The 20395-nt window shown below is 68.9% G+C and carries 21 protein-coding genes and 2 tRNA genes; 9 read left to right on the top strand and 14 right to left on the bottom strand.

Annotated elements, in window-relative coordinates:
- Positions 1–45: 45 nt before the first annotated feature.
- Together OHS59_RS22990 and OHS59_RS22985 are read right to left on the bottom strand one after the other, a co-directional pair.
- A complete protein-coding gene (locus OHS59_RS22990) occupies positions 46–759 on the bottom strand; it encodes a class E sortase (RefSeq protein WP_328495285.1) in 714 nt (237 codons plus the stop codon).
- 104 nt (positions 760–863) lie between these two features.
- A complete protein-coding gene (locus tag OHS59_RS22985; protein WP_328495284.1) occupies positions 864–1643 on the bottom strand; it encodes a DUF881 domain-containing protein in 780 nt (259 codons plus the stop codon).
- 139 nt (positions 1644–1782) lie between these two features.
- On the opposite strand from OHS59_RS22985, the gene crgA reads away from it, so the two are divergent.
- Positions 1783–2037 (top strand): cell division protein CrgA, encoded by a 255-nt coding sequence (gene crgA / locus OHS59_RS22980; RefSeq protein ID WP_055517312.1) that lies wholly within the window; start codon positions 1783–1785, stop codon positions 2035–2037.
- Positions 2038–2418: 381 nt separating this feature from the next.
- On the opposite strand, the gene OHS59_RS22975 is transcribed toward crgA, so the two are convergent.
- Positions 2419–3315: a rhomboid family intramembrane serine protease gene (locus OHS59_RS22975; protein ID WP_328495283.1), complete on the bottom strand. Its 897-nt coding sequence runs from the start codon at positions 3313–3315 to the stop codon at positions 2419–2421.
- A 137-nt stretch (positions 3316–3452) separates the two neighbouring features.
- Entirely contained in the window at positions 3453–3980 is a 528-nt protein-coding gene (locus tag OHS59_RS22970; protein ID WP_328495282.1) for a peptidylprolyl isomerase, read from the bottom strand.
- Positions 3981–4317: 337 nt separating this feature from the next.
- Here OHS59_RS22970 and OHS59_RS22965 point away from each other — a divergent pair, with 337 nt between their 5' ends.
- Positions 4318–5031 carry a DUF5324 family protein gene (locus OHS59_RS22965; RefSeq protein ID WP_328495281.1) on the top strand — a complete coding sequence of 238 codons (714 nt, stop codon included), beginning with the start codon at positions 4318–4320 and terminating at the stop codon, positions 5029–5031.
- Between the two features lie 96 nt (positions 5032–5127).
- On the opposite strand, the gene OHS59_RS22960 is transcribed toward OHS59_RS22965, so the two are convergent.
- Both OHS59_RS22960 and OHS59_RS22955 read right to left on the bottom strand, forming a co-directional pair.
- Positions 5128–5256: a hypothetical protein gene (locus OHS59_RS22960; RefSeq protein WP_328495280.1), complete on the bottom strand. Its 129-nt coding sequence runs from the start codon at positions 5254–5256 to the stop codon at positions 5128–5130.
- Positions 5257–5802: 546 nt separating this feature from the next.
- Positions 5803–5875, bottom strand: a tRNA-Ala gene (locus OHS59_RS22955).
- 183 nt (positions 5876–6058) lie between these two features.
- On the opposite strand from OHS59_RS22955, the gene OHS59_RS22950 reads away from it, so the two are divergent.
- A complete protein-coding gene (locus OHS59_RS22950) occupies positions 6059–6610 on the top strand; it encodes a helix-turn-helix domain-containing protein (protein ID WP_328495279.1) in 552 nt (183 codons plus the stop codon).
- 131 nt (positions 6611–6741) lie between these two features.
- Positions 6742–8220 (top strand): serine/threonine-protein kinase, encoded by a 1479-nt coding sequence (locus tag OHS59_RS22945; protein WP_328495278.1) that lies wholly within the window; start codon positions 6742–6744, stop codon positions 8218–8220.
- A 38-nt stretch (positions 8221–8258) separates the two neighbouring features.
- Here OHS59_RS22945 and OHS59_RS22940 read toward each other — a convergent pair whose 3' ends face one another.
- Both OHS59_RS22940 and OHS59_RS22935 read right to left on the bottom strand, forming a co-directional pair.
- Entirely contained in the window at positions 8259–9578 is a 1320-nt protein-coding gene (locus OHS59_RS22940) for a hypothetical protein (RefSeq protein ID WP_328495277.1), read from the bottom strand.
- A gap of 366 nt (positions 9579–9944) precedes the next feature.
- Positions 9945–10073 (bottom strand): DLW-39 family protein, encoded by a 129-nt coding sequence (locus OHS59_RS22935; protein WP_003999697.1) that lies wholly within the window; start codon positions 10071–10073, stop codon positions 9945–9947.
- 338 nt (positions 10074–10411) lie between these two features.
- Here OHS59_RS22935 and OHS59_RS22930 point away from each other — a divergent pair, with 338 nt between their 5' ends.
- Entirely contained in the window at positions 10412–11188 is a 777-nt protein-coding gene (locus OHS59_RS22930) for a DUF6344 domain-containing protein (RefSeq protein WP_328495276.1), read from the top strand.
- A 214-nt stretch (positions 11189–11402) separates the two neighbouring features.
- On the opposite strand, the gene OHS59_RS22925 is transcribed toward OHS59_RS22930, so the two are convergent.
- Complete coding sequence (locus OHS59_RS22925; protein WP_328495275.1) at positions 11403–11639, bottom strand: hypothetical protein; 237 nt, start codon at positions 11637–11639, stop codon at positions 11403–11405.
- Between the two features lie 227 nt (positions 11640–11866).
- Positions 11867–12319, bottom strand: coding sequence for a helix-turn-helix domain-containing protein (locus OHS59_RS22920; protein WP_328495274.1), 453 nt, complete (start codon positions 12317–12319; stop codon positions 11867–11869).
- 514 nt (positions 12320–12833) lie between these two features.
- On the opposite strand from OHS59_RS22920, the gene OHS59_RS22915 reads away from it, so the two are divergent.
- From OHS59_RS22915 to OHS59_RS22900, 4 genes are all read left to right on the top strand, one after another.
- Entirely contained in the window at positions 12834–13463 is a 630-nt protein-coding gene (locus OHS59_RS22915; RefSeq protein WP_328495273.1) for an RNA polymerase sigma factor, read from the top strand.
- Complete coding sequence (locus tag OHS59_RS22910) at positions 13460–14638, top strand: BN159_2729 family protein (protein ID WP_328495272.1); 1179 nt, start codon at positions 13460–13462, stop codon at positions 14636–14638. Before OHS59_RS22915 ends, OHS59_RS22910 begins: the two co-directional genes overlap by 4 nt.
- Positions 14635–15183, top strand: coding sequence for a WhiB family transcriptional regulator (locus OHS59_RS22905; protein ID WP_328495271.1), 549 nt, complete (start codon positions 14635–14637; stop codon positions 15181–15183). The genes OHS59_RS22910 and OHS59_RS22905 overlap by 4 nt, the downstream gene beginning before the upstream one ends.
- A gap of 440 nt (positions 15184–15623) precedes the next feature.
- Positions 15624–15962: a hypothetical protein gene (locus OHS59_RS22900; RefSeq protein ID WP_328495270.1), complete on the top strand. Its 339-nt coding sequence runs from the start codon at positions 15624–15626 to the stop codon at positions 15960–15962.
- A gap of 210 nt (positions 15963–16172) precedes the next feature.
- On the opposite strand, the gene OHS59_RS22895 is transcribed toward OHS59_RS22900, so the two are convergent.
- From OHS59_RS22895 to gyrA, 4 genes are all read right to left on the bottom strand, one after another.
- Positions 16173–16526: a VOC family protein gene (locus OHS59_RS22895; protein WP_328495269.1), complete on the bottom strand. Its 354-nt coding sequence runs from the start codon at positions 16524–16526 to the stop codon at positions 16173–16175.
- A 171-nt stretch (positions 16527–16697) separates the two neighbouring features.
- Positions 16698–16771, bottom strand: a tRNA-Ile gene (locus OHS59_RS22890).
- A gap of 233 nt (positions 16772–17004) precedes the next feature.
- Positions 17005–17736: a DUF3566 domain-containing protein gene (locus OHS59_RS22885; protein ID WP_328495268.1), complete on the bottom strand. Its 732-nt coding sequence runs from the start codon at positions 17734–17736 to the stop codon at positions 17005–17007.
- Positions 17737–17754: 18 nt separating this feature from the next.
- Positions 17755–20370, bottom strand: coding sequence for a DNA gyrase subunit A (gene gyrA / locus OHS59_RS22880; RefSeq protein ID WP_328495267.1), 2616 nt, complete (start codon positions 20368–20370; stop codon positions 17755–17757).
- Positions 20371–20395: the final 25 nt, after the last annotated feature.

The raw sequence follows: 20395 nt of genomic DNA, 5'->3' as shown, positions 1-20395 counted from the left end.
CTTCCGTCGCACCACGGCACCAGACTCACGCCGTACCCACCCAGACTAACGGCGCAGAGCCTCCGGTTTCCCAGCCTCCACGGGCTGGGTTTCGTCAAGGTGGGCCCAGACGATCAACCGGTGACTGTGGCCCCATTCGGGGTCGCACGTGGTCAGCGTCAGATAACGGCCCGCTCGCGTGTACCCGGACTTCCTCGGTACGGGGTCGATGACTGCTGTGTCACTGGGCAGCGTCCTGTAGGGCTTCGTGTCGATGCGGTACGTGAACCAGGACGTGCCGTCGGTCAGCACCACCGGGTCCCCGGGGCGCAGCCGCGGGAAGTCCTTGAACGGGTCCCCGTACGTCCGGCGATGGCCGGCGACGGCGAAGTTGCCCCGCTCACCGAGCCGCGCGGTGCTCGCGTAGTGGCCCAGACCCTTCTTGAGGGTCTTGGTCCTCGTGCCTTCGAGCACGGGCTTGTTCCACGTGAGACCAAGCCGCGGGATGTACATGACGGCAAAGGGCCTGCCGTCCTCGTACGCGGCGGGTTTCGCCGGTGCCGGTGCCGCGCCCGGGCTCTCCGTGGCCGTGGATCCGCCGGGCTCGGCCGTCGCAGAATTCCTCGCCCACTGGTTCCGGAGCTGCTCGATCTGGTCGTCCATCGCGGTGTCGGCCTTCACGCCCGTCCAGAACAGCACGTAGACCACGAAGAGCACGATCACGGTGCCGACCGTGATGCACAGCTCGCTGAACGTCCTGACGACCACTCGCACCGACACAAGGTCCCCCAGCGGCAGCTGTTCCCGTACTCCACAGCCTTCTACCCCAACGGCCCGCGCTCCACAGGCTCTTGGGAACTCCTGGGAATTCGGCTCCGGGTCCGCTACTCCACGGGCTTCGCGTAGTGGAGGTCCACCGTGCCCGAGTAACCGGGCATCGTGGTCGTCCCGTCCTCCTCGACCTTCCAGCCGAGCCCGTAGACGTTCACGTACACCATGTAGTTCTGGATCGCCGCGGACGCCGAGAGGGACTTCTGGAGCTTCTCGGGGTCACCGACCGCCTGGATCTTGTACGGGGGTGAGTACACGCGGCCCTGGAGGATCAGGGTGTTGCCGACGCAGCGGACGGCGCTGGTGGAGATCAGCCGCTGGTCCATGACCTTGATGCCCTTGGCTCCGCCCTGCCACAGGGCGTTGACCACGGCCTGCAGGTCCTGCTGGTGGATGACCAGGTAGTCGGGCTGCGGCTCGGGATAACCGGGGAGCTTGGCGGTCGCGTTCGGAGGCGCGTCGTCGAGGGTGACGGTGAGGGCCTTGCCCTTGAGCTTCTGGGTACCGGCGCGCTTCTCCAGGGCGGCGAGCTTGGCCGCCTCCGCCGTGGTACTGCCGTTGTCCCGCTCGGCGAAGCTCTCGACGTCGTCGCGCAGCGATCCGTTGCTCTCGTCGAGCTGCCCGTTCTTGTGGCTGCGCTCCTGGATGAGGTCGGAGAGCTTCAGCAGCGAGGCGTCGGTGCGGATGTCGGTGCCGTCGGCCGTGTCGAAACTGGTGAAGAAGATCAGCCCGGCCAGCGCGAAGACGGCCATGGTCAACAACCGCACCGGCCGGAATCGCCGGATACGGTCTGGGCTGGAACCCGACTGGGGAGAGTCGGCAGAATTGCTCAACGTACCCTTATCTCCTTCGGCGCCGCGGAAGCACTACGCTAACGGACGCCCGGGGGAGCACTAAGAGTCCCCTTGTACGCTGCCCCGGCAGCCCACGTTCCCTGCGCGGCCACGCAGCGCATCGACAGGAGAGACCCTCGTGCCGAAGTCACGTATCCGCAAGAAGGCCGACTACACGCCGCCTCCGGCGAAGCAGGCGACCAACATCAAGCTGAACAGCCGTGCCTGGGTCGCCCCGGTCATGCTGGCCATGTTCCTCATCGGACTCGCCTGGATCGTCGTGTTCTACGTGACGGACGGTTCGCTGCCGATCGACTCACTGGGCAACTGGAACATCGTGGTCGGCTTCGGCTTCATCGCGGCGGGATTCGGCGTTTCCACGCAGTGGAAGTAACTCCCACCCGGGATGACGAGGGCTTGTACGGATCACGTACAAGCCCTTGTCCGCAAGCCCTGGCCCAAGCTGTCCACTGAGTTATCCACAGCGATTTCCACAGTGGGGAAAAGGTCAGAAGATCTGTGGATAACCCTCCGGACGGTGACGCCGTGTTGACGCCGGTGTGACTGACCTACCGGGATCCGGAAGCGTGTTCGCCCCCTGTCCTGCCTGGGGAAACCCAGGTCAGCGACAGGGGGCACACTTGTTCCCCAACAGCGTGCACAAGATCCGCCACGGTCTGTGGACAACGTGGACTTCCGATGACTTTCGCCGGTGTCACTGTGGGTCTTCCCCAGCGGGCGGCGCTGCCTCGCTCAGGCAGCCCGACAGCCTCGCTCAGGTGAGCTGGCCGGTCCTCACGAGTGTCATGACCACCACCGCGAGCAGCACCAGCGCGCAGGCGCCGTACTGGATGAGCGCCCGTCGCTCCCGGGGTGCGTGCACCATCGCGTAACCGACGAGGACACCGCCGACGAGACCGCCGACGTGGGCCTCCCAGGCGATGTTGGGCCACCCGAAGGTGAAGATCAGGTTGATCACCAGCAGGGCGATGACCGGGCGCATGTCGTAGTTGAGCCGCCGCATCAGGACGGCGGTCGCGCCGAAGAGGCCGAAGATCGCTCCGGAGGCGCCGAGCGAGGGCTGGTTCGGCTCGGCGATCAGATACGTGAGCGCGCTGCCCGCCAGGCCGGCCGCCCCGTACAGGGCGAGATAACGGGCTCGGCCGAGCGCCGCCTCCAGGGGACCGCCGATCCACCACAGGCTGAGCATGTTGAAAGCGATGTGGATATAGCTGCCGTGCAGGAACATCGCCGTGACCATCCGGTACCACTGGCCCTCGGCGACACCCTCGACATCTCCGAGGACCGGCACGTACGCCCGGCCGATCAGGTCGAAGCTGTCCGTGAAGCGGTCACCGACGCGGAGCTGCACCAGGAAGACGGCGAGGTTGATCCCGATGAGGATCTTGGTGACGAGCCGGGGGTCCGAGGCGATCGTGCCGCCCGCGAGGGTGCGGGGCCGGGAGGCGTCCGGCGCGTGCCCGGTGCCGGAACCCTCCCGTACGCACTCGGGGCACTGGAAGCCGACCGAAGCGCTGATCATGCACTCGGGACAGATGGGGCGCTCGCACCGGGTGCAGCGGACGCCGGTCTCCCGGTCCGGGTGCCGGTAGCAGGTGGGCAGGCTCGGGGCGTCCTGCGGCCCCTGCGGGCTGCCTGGCACCTGATCCATCGGGTCCCCTCATCCTTCTGTACGCACGGGGTACGCAACGCACCGCCCCGCTCATCCTTACGGACGGGCGGGGCGTTTGGTTCCCTGCGGGAGCCCCTCGGCACCGGACCGGAGCGGTCTCGCCGACGGGCGACGGTTCAGCGGGTCTCGACGACGACCGACTCGATGACGACGTCGTTGACGGGACGGTCGGTGCGCGGGTTGGTCTCCAGCGACACGATGGCGTCCACGACCTTCTGGCTGGCCCCCTCGGTGACCTCACCGAAGATGGTGTGCTTGCGGGTCAGCCACGCCGTCGAGGAGACGGTGATGAAGAACTGCGAGCCGTTGGTGCCCGGGCCGGCGTTCGCCATGGCCAGCAGGTACGGCTTGTCGAAGGCGAGGTCGGGGTGGAACTCGTCCTCGAACTCGTAGCCGGGGCCGCCGGTGCCGTTGCCCAGCGGGTCACCGCCCTGGATCATGAAGCCGCTGATCACCCGGTGGAAGACCGTGCCGTCGTAGAGCTTGTCCGTCGACTTCACACCCGTGGCCGGGTTGGTCCACTCACGCTCGCCCTTGGCGAGTTCCACGAAGTTCCGGACCGTCTTCGGCGCGTGGTTCGGCAGGAGCCGCACTTCGATGTCGCCGTGGTTGGTCTTCAGGGTGGCGTAAAGCTGCTCGGCCACGATCTGCCTTCCGTTGTCCTTTGTGACTCTCCGATCCTCGCACGGACCGCGCCGCCAGTCCTCCGTCACCGCCGTGCGGACCCTTCAGCCGCTTCGTACCAAACAGGCGCGCGCCCCATGGATCCGTGACATTGTCGTCACAAGCTCCCGTTGCACCGTATTGATCGGTTATTGCACCAAGTACACCCGGAGTCACCATTCATGACCCGGATGCCTGCCCTCGCATGCCCCGCAGTGCTCCGGCAGGCATGATCCGGATAAGGGTGGAAAGGCGAACTGTGACTTTCCGGGGGACGGCCCCCGAGCCCCCATGTACGCCACCGAGGAGGAGGATCCCGTGACCCGCAAGGACAGCGTGCGCGCGGCGGCCGAGTCGGCGAAGGACAGCGTGCGGCACGCCGCGGAAGTGGTGGCGCCCTACGCCGACACGACAAAGGACCGAGCCACCCATTACGCACACGAAGCACGCGTAAAGCTCGCGCCCAAGGTGTCGTCCGCCGCCGTCACAGCAGCTGAACAGGCACGCACTCAGTACGACGCCCATCTCGCACCACGTATCGAGCAGGCGCGTACGCATGTGCCGCCGAAGGTCGACCAGGCCGCGCACGAGGCAGCCGTTCGTACCCGCAAGGCCGCCAAGCAGGCAGCGGACTACTCCCGCCCGCGGATCGAGCAGGCCAGGGCCGCGGCCGGTCCCGTCCGCGAGGAGGCCGCGTCCCGGAGCACGGCGGCGCTGGCAGCGCTGCGCGGCCAGGTCTCGGCCAAGGAGATCGACAAGCTGGTCCGCAAGCACCAGCGGCGCGCCAGGAACGGCCGTCTCGCCAAGAGGCTGGCCGTACTGGGCCTGCTGGCCGGTGGCGCCTTCGCCGCCTGGAAGTGGTGGGACAAGCAGGCCAACCCCGACTGGCTGGTCGAACCGCCGGCCGCCACCGAGGTCCCGGAGACCGGTCGTCTGACCTCGGTCGACGGCAGTGGCCAGGAAGACCTCGACCCCGAGGTCCAGGCCAAGCAGGCCGAGGCAGAGGCAGCGGACCGCACGGAACGCGGCTGACGCGACCGGCACGCCTGGCGTGCACGGCGTCGATACCGAACCTGTTGAAAAGCCGTGGGGCAGGAGGCTCGAAGTCTCCTGCCCCACAGCCATGTTTCACGTGAAACAGACACCGCCCTGCGAGGAGTACGCCGTCGATCCGACGAGGTGACAGCCGCTCCTCAGCCCCGCGAGCGTGCCGTTCACGTCTCCGATCCGCTCCTCGATCCGCGATGACGTTTGCAACTGACCGACTGTGCAACATTCGCATCGATCCGCTTAACGGAGCGCAGCGTTCTGGTTACGCACCTTCGTTCACGCCAGCTCACACATGCCTTCACGACTTCTGCATGCCACCCCCACGCCACCCGAACCCCCCGGGCGACACCCACCCGACCCCTCCCCCGAGCGACCCTTTGCGCAAACAATCGCAAATATCGCAACGAAAATCCTGTGACGCACATCACCGGACATACACCCGATGGGGTTTCGGCGCCCGAGAAAGGTGCATCTTGAAGGTTGATGAGGCCACGTCACGTCACGACGGAGTGCCAATTCCCTTCCACTCCGGGCCTGTTGAACGGGCCGGCGCCGGACGGGATCATCGCGAAAACGCGTGAGCCAAAAATTATTCACAGGCGATGCGCTCAGCACCACAGCCGACAGCCGGGCGCGAGCGCGGCCTGCCCGCCAAGACCCCGGAAGAGCCGGCCCGCAGCCGGTCCCCTCACCCCGCGACATGAGAAAACCCCCTCCGGCCTGCGTAAAGCCGGTCCGAGGGGGTTCTTTCCGTGGAGCCTAGGGGAGTCGAACCCCTGACATCTGCCATGCAAAGACAGCGCTCTACCAACTGAGCTAAGGCCCCGAAAGGGAGGCGTGCGCCAGAAGGATCTCCCTCTGAACCGCCACCGCAGACCAGAGTACCGGGTCACCCGGGGTATCCCGCAAAAAGATTGGGGGTCCCCGTGCACGACCACTCTCCGTAAGATGCTCGACGTGGTTCGCTACAGCGAACCGCGGTACTTGGGGAAGCGATGGGGAGACGCGCATGGACGCCGCACAGCAGGAAGCAACCGCGAGAGCCCGGGAGCTGCAGCGGAACTGGTACGGGGAGCCGCTGGGGGCGCTCTTCCGTAGGCTCATAGACGACCTGGGTCTCAACCAGGCCCGCCTGGCGGGGGTGCTCGGCCTGTCCGCGCCCATGCTGTCTCAGCTGATGAGCGGCCAGCGCGCCAAGATCGGCAATCCCGCGGTGGTCCAGCGCGTGCAGTTGCTGCAGGATCTGGCAGGTCAGGTCGCGGACGGCAGCGTGAGCGCCGCCGAAGCGACCGAACGAATGGACGAGATCAAGAAGTCCCAGGGGGGCTCGGTGCTCAGCAACACCACGCAGTCGACGACCACTTCGGGCGGTGCGCCCACGGTGAAGCGCGTGGTGCGCGAGATCCAGTCGCTGCTGCGCTCGGTGTCCGCGGCCGGGGACATCATCGACGCGGCGAACACCCTCGCCCCGACGCACCCGGAACTGGCAGAGTTCCTCCGGGTGTACGGAGCCGGCCGCACTTCCGACGCGGTCGCCCACTACCAGTCCCACCAGAACTGAGTACCCGCCCGGCAGCCGAACGCCCTGCCACCGGAGCCCTGCGGGAGTTCCGGAAGCCGGAAGCCAGGCAGCCGGGCACCTCGGGAAAAAGGGCGCCGTACCGACCGCCGAAGGGGGAGCGACGCACGACCATGGGTGAGGTCTTCGCCGGCCGGTACGAACTGGTCGACCCGATCGGACGCGGGGGAGTCGGTGCGGTCTGGCGCGCCTGGGACCACCGGCGGCGCCGGTATGTGGCCGCCAAGGTGCTCCAGCAGAGCGACGCCCACTCGCTGCTGCGGTTCGTGCGCGAGCAGGCGGTGCGGATCGACCACCCCCATGTGCTCGCTCCCGCCAGCTGGGCGGCCGACGACGACAAGGTCCTGTTCACCATGGACCTCGTCGGTGGAGGCTCGCTGGTCCACCTGATCGGGGACTACGGCCCCCTGCCGCCGGCCTTCGTCTGCACCCTGCTCGACCAGCTGTTGTCGGGACTCGCCGCGGTGCACGCGGAGGGGATCGTGCACCGGGACATCAAGCCCGCCAACATCCTGCTGGAGGCGACCGGAACGGGCCGTCCGCGGCTGCGGCTGTCCGACTTCGGCATCTCGATGCGCCTCGGTGAGCCGCGGCTCACCGAGACCAACTACGTGGTGGGGACACCCGGTTACTTCGCGCCCGAGCAGATGCTCGGCGCGGACCCCGACTTCCCCGCCGACCTCTTCGCCGTCGGCCTGGTGGCCCTCTATCTCCTGGAAGGCGCCAAACCCGACGCCAAGGCACTGATCGAGCATTTCGCGGCGCACGGCACACCGGGCGCCCCGAAGGGAATCCCCGAGCCTCTGTGGCAGGTCGTGGCGTCACTGCTCGAACCGGACCCGCGGGCCAGGTTCCGCACGGCCAACGGGGCACGCAAGGCGCTCGTCTCGGCCAGGGAACTCCTCCCGGAGCCCGGCCCCGACGACGAGCTGATCGAGATATTCGACCAACTCGGCCCGCTTCCCACCGAGTTCGGGCCCGAAGGCCCCCTCACGACCACGACGGTCTCCGGCCGGCCCCAAGGACAGGCGCAGCGGACCGGTGGCATACCGCCCCGGCCGGCCGCCGACCCCGTACCCGCGCAGCCCCTCACCCCGTCGGACACCGGCAGTTTCCACCTGCCGCCCCCATCGCAGGCCGAGCGGCCCCTCGCTCCCCCACCGCCGCACGAGCTGCCGAATTCCGCCTACTCCCCGTCGCTGTCGCACGAACCCACTCACGTGCCCTCCCCCCAGGCCGCGTATCCACCACCTCCCACCCCTGCGCCCATGCCGCGGGCGCGGCCAGAGCCGCAGCCTCAGCCACAAGTGCAGGCGCAGGCGGAGCAGCAATCGCTGCCTCAGCCGCAGTCACCACCGCAGCCCCAGCCCCGGCCGCGTGAGGCAGCCTCTACTGCTTCGTACACCGCTCAGGACGTTCGGGTTCCGGCTCAGCCCCCGTCCCAACTTCCGTCACAGGCGCAGCCGGTCGCACGCCACCGCGGCAGACGGGCGCGGCGGCGGCCCGGACCGCCCCCGGCGGTGGCGGTTCCGGTGCTCCTGCTCGCGCTGGTCTGCTTCGCGGTCGGATTCTGGGCGCTGACGCAGATCTGAACCGGGCGCGGCACGGCCGGCCCACCGGGCCCGGCGCCCTAGGCGGTGTCCGTCCCCGCCCGCCGCCGAGCGACCGCCGTCCACACCGCGAGCCCCAGCACAAGGACACACCCCGCACCGATGCCGCCCACGGCCAGCGCCTTCATCGCGCTGTTCTCGTCCGAACCGCCGTGCCCGCCGGTCGCCGCACTGCCGCTCGCCGCCGCGCCCCGGTCCCGCGCGGTGACCTCGAAGACATCGCGCGGTACGGCGGCTGCGCCGTACGCCGGCGCCGTCCCGGCCGCGCCCCTCACCCGCACGCGCAGCGTCAGCTCGAACGGCCCGTCGCCGAACTTGTCGGCCATGTCCGCCGTGAGATGCACGACGAGGTAGTACCAGCCGGCGAACCGCATACCGCCGACCTGGTCGTCGACGGCGAACCGGTTCTCGTACGCCACCGGAGGCAGCGGTTCCAGCGCGGTCTGCTTCCGCGAGCCGTCGTATCCGGCGTCGGCGTCGTCCACCAGCGCGCGCACGGGGTTGTAGAGGGACATGACGAGGGCGTTCCCCAGGAAGCCGTCGCCGTCGGACGGGCCCAGTTCGGCGGTGGCGTCGATCTGTTGCCCCCAGTCGACGGGAACGCGGTAGAAGAGCGTCTGCCCGGCCTGGATCCCGTCCTTCCAGACGCCCCGCTCCAGCGAGCGTGCCGCGCTGAAGCCCGGACCGCCCTCGCGAGTCCCGGCCGAGCCGTCGAGCGCCTGGGGGGAGGCGGAGTCCCACACCCGCGGGGCGGCCGTCGAAGTGGCCTTCGCCAGAGCGGGCTCCGACACGTACCGGAGCTCCAGCTCCCAGTCGTCGAACGAGGAGCCTGGCCCGCTCGTACGCTCGACGAGCACCGAGTACGTACCGGCGCCCTCGCAGGTGTACGCGCCGGGGCCGGCCCTTCGTGACGCCCAGGCAGTGATCGGGCGCGGGCTCTCGGTGGGCCCGAAACGGGCGATGCCGGCATCCCCGGAGAAGCACCTGTGACCGTCGGCGTCCTGGAGGGACACCTTGATGCCGTCCGAGTACACGACCTTCGTACCCGGCTTGGGAACGGCGGTGGCCGACACGTACGCGCTGGACGCCTCGTCGAGCCGCAGCCCGTAGTAGAGCTTTCCGTTGTCGCGGATGGTGCTCCGGTAGCTCGTCCCGGGTGTCAGGCGTACGGCGTCGGTGGCCCCCGTCGCGCCCTCGACCCGCTCGGCGTCGGCGGCGAAGCGGTAGGGAGGGGGAGTGCCGGCCGCCGTCGCGTGCCCCGCCGACGCCACGGCCGAGAGCAGCGCCACCGCCCCGGCCAGGACCGTACGGCCGCGCCACCGTCCCGTGCGCCGCCCCATCACGCGCCCCCTCGCCGTAATCCGGACCGTCACCCACCGGGCTTCCGCGGACCGGCGCCGTCGCTGTCCCCGCACCGGCCGACCTCACAGGCCGACCGTCACTGGCCGACCGTCACCGGCCCGACTGTCCCGAACCCCCGCGAAGCCTCGACCATCCTGCCCCTCGGATCGCCGCGCCACCCCCTTCTTCGGTGACACAAGCGCTTCCTGTGACGTTCAGTGCTCTCCCGCCGTCTCCTGCCGGGACCCGCTTGTACCGGGACCTGCGAGTACCGGAATCCGCGCGTACCGGAACCCGCGCGCCGGGGCAACACAAAACCCCGACCGCAAGGCGGCCGGGGTTTGTACTGAGACTGTCGTCGACACTCACGAACCCGTGGGCACGGAGTCGGTCGCCTCCGTCCACAGATCCTGCTCGGCGCGATCCGCCTGGATCTGGCGGTACACGAGGAGCCCGCCGATGGCGGCCAGTGCGACCAGGAGAAGCTTCTTCACCGCGAGACCTCGTCTTTCTTTGGCGTTGGGGACTTCTGGCGCCCGACTATACACACCGGCCGAGACCGATCGGTGACCTGCGTCGGGGCCTCAACTGCCCTCCGGGAGAGCGCAGTAGGACCGGAGCCGTCCGCTCCGATCGGAGGGTGATCACATCCTCACCGAGGGTGATTTCATCCCGCTTTCCTCATGCTTCTGCTCATTTCATGAGCATTGAGCCCATCCGAGTGGTGTTCATCAGAAGATCGCCGCGCCACGGGCGTCGGTCCGTCACTTCGCAACCGACATACACATCATGAGGAAAGTATGCAAATCCACCCACCCGAAAGAGAGGGACCATGACTCGCAACCCGGTCATGAACCTGTGGACCGCGGTCGTCGCCGCCTTCCTCGCGCTGTGCACGTCGCTCGGACTGATCACGACGACCGCCGTCGCCGCCGTACCCGCGACGGAGTCGGCACGCAACACCGACAACCTGCGGAACGCGGCGGCGCAGGAGGAGCCCATCCGGACCCGGCCCCGGGCTCAATCCCTGCCACCCACGATGAAGCAGCGCATCCACGCCGAGGCGCACGGCTCCTCACCGTCCTGCCGGCACCGCCCGCCGACGGACGCCATGGACACGGACACCGCCGTCGCACAAGCCGTCGCCACTGCCCCCGCCGCCGACCGCAGCACGACGGACGCCGTCGTCGGTGCGACGGGCTCCGCAGCGACCGCCCTCGGTGCGACCGGCTCCGGTGCGAGGAAACCCGCCACGCGGGACATCACCTCGGCGCCGGCCCGTCCCGCCGGCATCACCGGGACGACGACCGGCGTCATCGACACCGGTACCGGCACCAGCAGCGGCACGCCTGGGTCGACCGCAGGACACGTCGGCGAGTTCCTCACGCACGCGACACCCGACGAATGCGCACCCGAAGCATCCGAAGCGCCTGAAGCACTCGTGGCGCTCGAAGCACCCGCCATGGATGCCGCACCCGTCACCGCCGTGAGTCTTCCTTCGCAGTCCTCGGCCCTGGCCCAACTCACCGCCCTCCCGGCCCAACTCCCGGCGCCGGTCCCGGACTCGGCTCCGGTACTGGCCTCTGTCGGCGCGGCGACCCAGGGATGACCTCCCTCCCTCGACGTCGCCACAGGCATATGCCATCGCTTTCGGCCGAGCGATCCCGCACCCCAGGACTCCACACAAGATCGACCGCTCTCCGGCAGGCCGACATCCGGGACTTCGACGATCCGGGCATCGACGACCGAACGGCCGGCGCCCCGCGGCGGTCACAGGAGAGACGGACGAGTTCCGGTGACTGCGGTAGCTCCGGTGACTCCGGTCAGACGGGCTCACACGACGAGTCGACGGCGGCCAGGGCTCTCAGTTCACCCGGTAGCTCGACCAGCGTGCCGCAGAAGCAGACAAAACGATCGTCCGCCGAGGCCGGCGCACCGAGGTCGATCGTCAGGATCGCCCTGACCTCGCGAAGGAGTTCACCGGTGGCCGTGCCGCGCGCCACCAGGATGCTCACTTCATCGGGGTCCCAGATGGCGATCTTCGGAAGGTCGTCCGCCACAGAAATCACGATGCACACAGGAATCTCCCCAGGGATGCATGAGGGCATGCAGAAGTCCCGCTACGGGAGGTCAGCGGCACACCGATCGTACCCGCGCGTGTTCTCTGAGTGAGAGTTGTTGGGATATTCCATTGAGAGTTGCCAGTCCGGAAAACGCCCCTCCGCCACTCACGACGGGAAGGACGACACACAGGACACCCTGAACCACCAGGGTGTCGGGGACCCCGTCAGACGGTGCGACTGAGCTGGAGCATCGCTTCGGCGTTCTTGACCAGGGCACGCTGTCTCGACTCGGGCAACTGCCGGTACAGCTTCAGCAGTTGGGCCTCGCGTTCGTCCCCACTGGGCCCGGGCACGGGTCGGCCGACGGAGGCGAAGAACTCCCGCGGCGTGGTCTTCACACCCCAGCGACGGAACACCTCGACCATCGCGCGCAGCCGCTCCGGATCGATACGGGACGTCCCGCGCGTCCGGTTCATCCAGGCGTTGAGCGTCGGATAGGAGATTCCGGCTTCCGCGGCAAGGTCCTTCTGGGTCCTGCCCTGCGATTCACCGAGAAGGCGTTCCAGCAGCGCGGACAGGTCCTCGCCCTCGACGGCGAAGTCCTCGCCCAGGTCTGGCCGGACCATGTCGGGCTCACCCACGTCGGGCTCGCCGCTCGGATGAAAGTTGCTGGTCACACGCTCAAGCATCGACCATCGGCATCTACATGTGCAAGTAGATCGCAGATCGATCAGTCGAGTTTTCGCAACTGGAAGCATCGTGCGGCTTTGAAGTGCTACCGCACGCCCCCTCTTCACGCCTTGAGCCGCGTTGACATCGCGGCTTGACGAATCTACATCTACACGCATACTGTAGATAACATCGATCACTCGCCCCCCAGGCACCTCACATCACTCACGCGGCGGAGCATCCACGCGTGACACCGGGCGGATCGAGCGCCACGCATTCACCTCTCGCGAGCCCTCCCGTGGTCATCGCCGACCGCCACCGGCTCACTCCGCCCTGCCCGACTCGACCCGGCCCGACCCTCCGCCAGGAATCTACATCTACATGAATATCGCGTATCGCGACCGGGAGCGTACTCCGGCGGGGCCTCCAGCCCCACGGCCAGATCCCACGGCCCGACGCCAGAACCCGATCCCAGGGCCTCTACGAAACCCACAAGTCCTCGTACGAAGGAGCACTCCGCCCGTGTCCGCACAGATCAGACGAGATGCCAGCGAAGTAGTCGACGTGATTGATGTGGTCGACGTGATCGACATGGCCGATGTGGTCGACGTGATCGACCGAGCCCGGGCCGGCGACCGCGAGGCATTCGCGGCCCTATACGTCGATCACCAGCGCTTCGTGTACCGGTACCTCCTCTTCCGCACCCGGAACCGGCACTTGGCCGAGGACCTCACCCAGGAGGTCTTCGTCAGGGCGCTGCGTCACATCGGCAGCTTCACCTGGCAGGGCTCGGCCTTCACCGCATGGCTGCTCACCATCGCCAAGAACCTGCACCTGGACGAGGTGCGGACCAAGCGCTCCCGTCTGGAGACGCTGGTCTCCGAACCGAGGGACAGCGGCACGCACGACCGCAGCGCCGAACCGGGCGCGCTGCGCGCACTGGAGACGATCGAGACCCACGAAGCCGTACGGAACGCCCTGCACACGCTGAATCCCCATCAACGGCAGTGCATGGAGCTGCGGTTCATCGGCGAGATGTCGCCCGAGGAGACCGCCTGGGCCATGGGGCGCACCGTCGGCGCGGTCAAGGCGCTCACCTTCCGGGCCAGGCAGAAACTGCGTGCGGCGTCGGAGAGGGGGGCCGCGGCATGAACAGGAACCTGCCCCACGCCGAACGCGTCATCCGTACGGCGCTCTCCGTCAGCACCTCGAACCAGGCCAGGGCCGTCGCCCACGCCCTCGACGTGGCACGCCTCCTGGTGGATCCGGAGCGGACGTTCGGCCTGGTCCTGCACCGCACGCCGAGCGGCGGCTGGGCCCGTGTGCCCGGACAGGTGACGGAACTGGAGCAGCAGGCCTTCGCCTGGGACCACTCGTGCGAGCGGGCCAGACTGGTGGCGGCCACCGTCGCACAGCACATCGGCGGGCATCCGGACGTCCACGGCATCCGGGCGGACGGAGACTGCGTACGCGTCGAACTCCACGTCACCGACCAGGAGCAGTGGCGGCGGTGGCGCGCGCACTTCGGCATCAGGCGTGACGCCGAGACGCCTCTGCGGAACGCGGTCGTCGGCGAGAGCCGTCATGCCGGCGTGCGCGTGTCGGTGCTCGCGTACAAGCGGCGGCAGACGCCCTGGTCCAGGCCCGCCGCCGCTCCCGTCACGGCCGCGGCTCCCCCCACCGCCACGGCTCCCATCACGGCGCCGGGCGCCGACTCCGGCCCGCGGACGTACGAGTACGGGCACGAGGGGCTCACCTACAACCTGGCGTTACCGCAGCGGGACGTACACGGGGACGTCTGGTACTTCCACGGTGACCGGACGCCGGGCGGCATGCCGCTGCTGTCGCTGGACGGGCGTTCCGAGCGGTGCACGCTCGCCAATGTGACGTCTCTGCTGGGGCCTTTGGTGGCACTGGAGCCAGAAGCCTCGTCGGGCCGGCCCGACGAGGCCGTGACAGCCCGACCGGGTGCCTCCGCGGAGGCTCCGTCCCCGCCCGCGGGGCGCCGGTCCCGGACGGTCCGGCTCACCGCGGCCCGACTCACGATCGTCCCGACGCCGACGCCGACGCCGACCCAGGCACCGACACCGACACCGACACCGACACCGTCAACCCCGACCCAGGCACCGGCACCGGCACCGGCACGGGCAACGCCGACGCCGACGCCGGTGAGGGAACTGCCCGCCCCCGCGCTCCCGGCCTCGGCCGCCCTGGCCCACGCGGCAAGCGGGCCGCCTGTCCCGAGGAACCGACGCGTAGGGCTCGTACGTACCGGCCCTGCCACGTGGGAGGCCGCGGACCGGGCTGCGGCACGGAGCGAGAAGTGATCGAGGCAGCGGCCGGAACGGGAGCGCCGACCACCGGGGCCGGTGCTCCGGGCCGCGACCGGGGGCGGAACCAGGGGCGGGACCGGGGCCAGGACCGGCGTGACAGCCGCAGCAGGACGTGGGAGTTGAACGCCCTCTGCCGGAACGAGGACCCCGAGCTGTGGTTCTCCGACAGAACCCGCGCCGTCGCCAGGGCCCTGTGCCACTCCTGCGAGGTCCTCGAGGAGTGCCGGGTGGCCGTCATGCGACGCGAGGACGGCCTGCCGAAGTGTGATCGAGGGGGCATCGTCGCGGGCCTGACCGGCCCTCAGCGCCACGCACTGGAGAAGCGGCTCGAACGGGTACCCATACTCCCGCCCGAGCAGCCGCCTCCGGCCCGAGCACCCCGGCTCCGCAGCGAGCCGGCGCCCTGCGGCACACGCTCGGCGTACCAGCGCCACGTACGCAGGGGCGAGCCCGTGGACGACGCCTGCCGGGCCGCCAACGCCCGGGGGGCCAGCCAATACCGGCGAACGGGCACCACGCTCCTCCGCCCGACCGGTTAGGCCGCCCCAGCTCCCCCGGACACAGACAGCCGCCTCAAGCACGCGGCCACCTCACGCCTTCCCCCCTCAGACACCCCTCCACGCCCTCCTCAGACCCACTGCACCCGGAGCACTCCATGTCCCTCTCCCCGGCCTCGCCCCCGGCACCACCCGCCGCCCCGCCCCTCCCGGCCGTGTCAGAGCCCAGCCGAAAGCGGTTCGACCGAAGGTGGTTCGGCCGTAAGCGGTTCGGCCGAAGCGGATCCCACGCGTCCACAGGCCGGTCGTATCGCTTCCGCCGGTTCGTCGGAACCGTCCTCCGGATTCCCCCCGCGGCCCCCGACACGACGCACCGGCTGATCGACCGCCTCCAGCGCCTCACGAACGACCTGAGCGCGTCCAGGGCCCGGACAGCGCGCTGGCAGCGGCACGCCGACGCGTACGCACGCGAGCGCGAAAGCATGGCCCGCGAGAGGGCGTACCTCCTCTCCTGGCTGGCCGCACTGCACCCGTCGTCAGCCGTCGTGGCACCGACACCCGCACCCTCCCCGGACGGCACGGCAGGCGACTGGCACGTCCTGAGCCTCGTCGCCGGGGGCCGGCCGCTCTCCTGGGCGCTGGCGCCCCGGGAGGTCCCTCTCTTCCAGCACGTGCGCCGTGCCGGGGACACCGGCACGCGCGCGTGGAGGGACGCCAGGGAGATCGAGGCGCAGTACGCCCACATCCACCGCCACACACGCATGCTCGCGTTGGAGGACGACCTGGCCCGGGTCGTCGAGGAGCTGCGAGGCGTCGACTGACCTGGATCCGGCCCCCGCCCCGCCCCACCCCCGGACTCCGGCCGACAAGCTCGGGAGGCACGTCGACCGGACTGTGAGCGCCCCCCTGCGCATCGGACAGCAGGGGGGCGCTGCGCGCTCCCTGACGAGCCCTCAGCCGGTCGGCCGGCAGGCGGTCAGGCCCTCAGGTGGTCAGCCGGCCAACCGCCGTGGACGCGCGCTCAGGCACGCTCACCGCTGCCGTTGGCCAAGGACACAGAACTCATTGCCTTCGGGGTCCGCCAGAACGACCCACGACTGCTCACCCTGACCGATGTCGACACGCTTCGCGCCGTGCGCCTCAAGGCGAGCCACCTCGGCGGCCTGGTCATCGGGCCTGAAGTCGAGATGCAGCCGGCTCTTGACCTGCTTGCTCTCGCCGACCTTGACGAAGTCCAACCCCGGCATGCGATCCGGCGCCGGGCGGATCTCGAACTCCTCGTCGGAGGCGTGGACCACCACCCAGCCGAGAGCCTCGGCCCACCACTGGCCCAAGGCCGTCGGATCCACCGAGTGAACGATTACCTGTTCCCATTCCAAGGTCATCCGCAGAGCCTAGGCCCACCGGGACATCGGGAACAGGCGCCGGATCCGCTGACGTGCTTCCACGGCTGATGTCAGCCACGGATGCCACGGATGCCCCGTAAGCCATGCAGGTTGTGGAGCCACGAATGCCGAAGACCCCCAGCCGCAATCGACTGGGGGTCTTCGTACGTGTGGGGCTAACAGGATTTGAACCTGTGGCCTCATCCTTATCAGGGATGCGCTCTAACCAACTGAGCTATAGCCCCGCCGCGCTCTGCGGTGTATGTCCCGCGCGCTGACCTCTGAAGATTAGCGCACGACGGGGTCAGTCCCAAAATCGGTATCCGGCGCCCGTCCCAGCCTGCCCGGACGACGCGAAAGCCCGCCCGCCGACGGCACGGAACGGCACCCGGCGACGGCGTGGAAACACACCGCCGACAGCACGAGAGCGCACCCCCGGCCGGGATGCGCTCTCGCGGTGAAGCGGTGATGACAACGTTTACTCGTCCTCTGCGAGCGTGAGCTCGACACCGCCGACGAAGCCCGCGGAGAGGTTGTAGATGAACGCGCCGAGCGTGGCGAGCGCGGTGGCGAGGACGACGTCGATGACCGCGATGATCGACGTGAAGATGAGGACCCGCGGCAGCGACAGGAACGACTGCAGGTCGAAGCCGTTGGACTCGTTCGATCCGGTGGCCTCGGAGATCGTGCCGCCCACGGTGGAGAAGACGCCCATGGCGTCCATGACCATCCACAGCACCGCGGCCGCGACGATCGTGCAGATGCCGAGCGCGATGGAGAGCAGGAAGCTGACCTTCATCACCGACCAGGGGTCGGCCTTGGCCACGCGCAGCCGTGCCTTGCGGGTACGGGGCGTGGTGCGCGCCCCGGTGCGCGGCCGGCGGACGGTGCCCGCGACGGGCGCCGTGTGCGCCGGATACGCCTGCGGCGGGTGGTACGGCTGGGCGGCCTGCTGCGGCTGCCGCTCACCGGGCAGGGGCGAGCCCGGCGCCGGTGGCGCCGCCGCGCCCGAAGGTGCCGCCGGGCCCGGAGGCACCGGTGAGCCTGGGGCCGCACCGGCCGCGTACTGCGGCGTCTGTGGGCCTCGGGTGTCCGTCACAGTTCCCCCCTGGGATCCATGAGAGTCATGGGAGTCAGTCGCCTCCGTGGCGGAGCCACGGCCGCCGTCCGTTTCCGTATCGGTCGAACCGGCGCCCGTGGCTCCGCTCACGATGACTCACTCCTCGCGCTACTCGTCCGAGGACGGCTCGCCCTCGTCCGTGCCGGCGGCCGTCTCGACCTCGTCCGGGTCGTCGACCAGCCCGTCGACTTCCTCGGCTTCGCGACCGGCCTCGGCGTTACGTGCGATACCGACGACGGCATCGCGCTTGCCCAGGTTGATCAGTTGAACGCCCATGGTGTCACGGCCCGTCTCCCTGACCTCGTTGACTCGCGTACGAATCACACCGCCGGACAGTGTGATGGCGAGGATCTCGTCCGTCTCCTCGACCACCAGCGCGCCGACGAGCGAGCCGCGGTCCTCGACGATCTTGGCGGCCTTGATACCCAGGCCACCGCGACCCTGGACGCGGTACTCGTCGACGGCGGTCCGCTTCGCGTACCCACCGTCTGTGGCAGTGAACACGAACGTACCGGGTCGAACAACATTCATCGAGAGCAGCTGATCCCCCTCGCGGAAGCTCATCCCCTTCACTCCCGAGGTGGCACGGCCCATGGGGCGCAGCGCGTCGTCCGTCGCGGTGAACCTGATCGACTGGGCCTTCTTGCTGATCAGAAGCAGATCGTCCTCTGCCGAAACCAGCTCGGCTCCGATCAGTTCGTCATCGGAACCGTCCTCCGTTTCACGGAGATTGATCGCGATGACACCGCCGGAACGCGGTGAATCGTAATCCTTCAGGGATGTCTTCTTCACCAGCCCGCCCTTGGTGGCGAGCACCAGATAGGGCACCGCTTCGTAGTCGCGGATCGCGAGGATCTCGGCGATCGCCTCGTCCGGCTGGAAGGCCAGCAGGTTCGCCACGTGCTGCCCGCGGGCCTCACGCCCGGCGTCGGGAAGCTCGTACGCCTTCGCGCGGTAGACCCGGCCCTTGTTCGTGAAGAACAGCAGCCAGTGGTGCGTCGTCGACACGAAGAAGTGGTCGACGATGTCGTCTTCCTTGAGCTTCGTGCCCCGTACGCCCTTGCCGCCGCGCTTCTGCGACCGGTAGTCCTCGGCCTTGGTGCGCTTGATGTAGCCACCGCGCGTGATGGTGACGACGATGTCCTCCTCGGCGATCAGGTCCTCCATGGACATGTCGCCGTCGAAGGGCACCAGCTTGGAGCGGCGGTCGTCACCGAACTTGTCGACGATCGCGGTGAGTTCTTCGCTGATGATGGTGCGCTGGCGCTCGGGCGAGGCCAGGATCGCGTTGTACTCGCGGATCTTCGCCTGGAGCTCGTCGTGCTCGGCGACGATCTTCTGACGCTCCAGGGCGGCCAGCCGGCGCAGCTGCATCTCGAGGATCGCGTTGGCCTGGATCTCGTCGATCTCCAGGAGGCCCATCAGGCCCTCGCGCGCGATCTCGACGGTGTCGCTGCGCCGGATCAGCGCGATGACCTCGTCGATGGCGTCCAGGGCCTTCAGGAGGCCGCGCAGGATGTGCGCACGCTCCTCGGCCTTGCGCAGCCGGAACCTCGTACGGCGGACGATGACCTCGATCTGGTGCGTCACCCAGTGCCGGATGAACGCGTCGAGCGACAGGGTGCGCGGCACGCCGTCCACCAGCGCCAGCATGTTGGCGCCGAAGTTCGTCTGCAGGTCGGTGTGCTTGTACAGGTTGTTCAGGACGACCTTGGCGACCGCGTCCCGCTTCAGGACGATCACCAGGCGCTGGCCCGTACGCGACGAGGTCTCGTCCCGGACGTCCGCGATGCCGCCGACCTTGCCGTCCTTCACCAGGTCGGCGATCTTCTGCGCCAGGTTGTCGGGGTTCACCTGGTAGGGGAGCTCCGTGACCACCAGGCACTGGCGGTTCTGGATCTCCTCGACCTCGATGACCGCGCGCATCGTGATGGAGCCACGGCCCGTGCGGTACGCCTCCTCGATGCCCTTGCGGCCCACCACCAGGGCGCCGCTCGGGAAGTCGGGGCCCTTGATGCGCTCGATCAGCGCGTCCAGCAGGTCCTCGTGCGAGGCGTCGGGGTTCTCCAGGTACCACTGGGCACCGGAGGCGACCTCGCGCAGGTTGTGCGGCGGGATGTTGGTGGCCATGCCGACCGCGATGCCCGCCGAACCGTTGATCAGCAGGTTCGGGAAGCGGGCCGGCAGGACGGTCGGCTCCTGGGAGCGGCCGTCGTAGTTGTCCGTGAAGTCGACGGTGTCCTCGTCGATGTCGCGGACCATCTCCATGGACTGCGGCATCATCTTGCACTCGGTGTACCGCATGGCGGCGGCCGGGTCGTTGCCCGGGGAACCGAAGTTGCCGTTCGAGTCCACCAGCGGCATCCGCATCGACCACGGCTGCGCGAGGCGGACCAGCGCGTCGTAGATCGAGGAGTCGCCGTGCGGGTGGTAGTTGCCCATGACGTCGCCGACGACACGGGCACACTTGTAGAAGCCCTTCTCGGGCCGGTAGCCGCCGTCGTACATGGCGTACAGGACGCGGCGGTGGACGGGCTTGAGACCGTCCCGTACGTCGGGCAGCGCGCGCGACACGATGACGGACATCGCGTAGTCGAGGTACGAGCGCTGCATCTCGGTTTCGAGCCCGACGGGCTCGACACGCTGGATGGTCCCGCCCTCACCCACAGGGATGTCTGCGGGGATGCCCGGACCGGTGGGGGGAATGGGTGTCTCGTCGGTCATTGCTGGTGAAGATCCTTTCTGACGC

Source organism: Streptomyces sp. NBC_00414 (genome assembly GCF_036038375.1).
In the GTDB taxonomy this organism is placed as follows: Bacteria; Actinomycetota; Actinomycetes; order Streptomycetales; family Streptomycetaceae; genus Streptomyces.
This window is presented reverse-complemented; position numbering and strand designations above follow the sequence as displayed.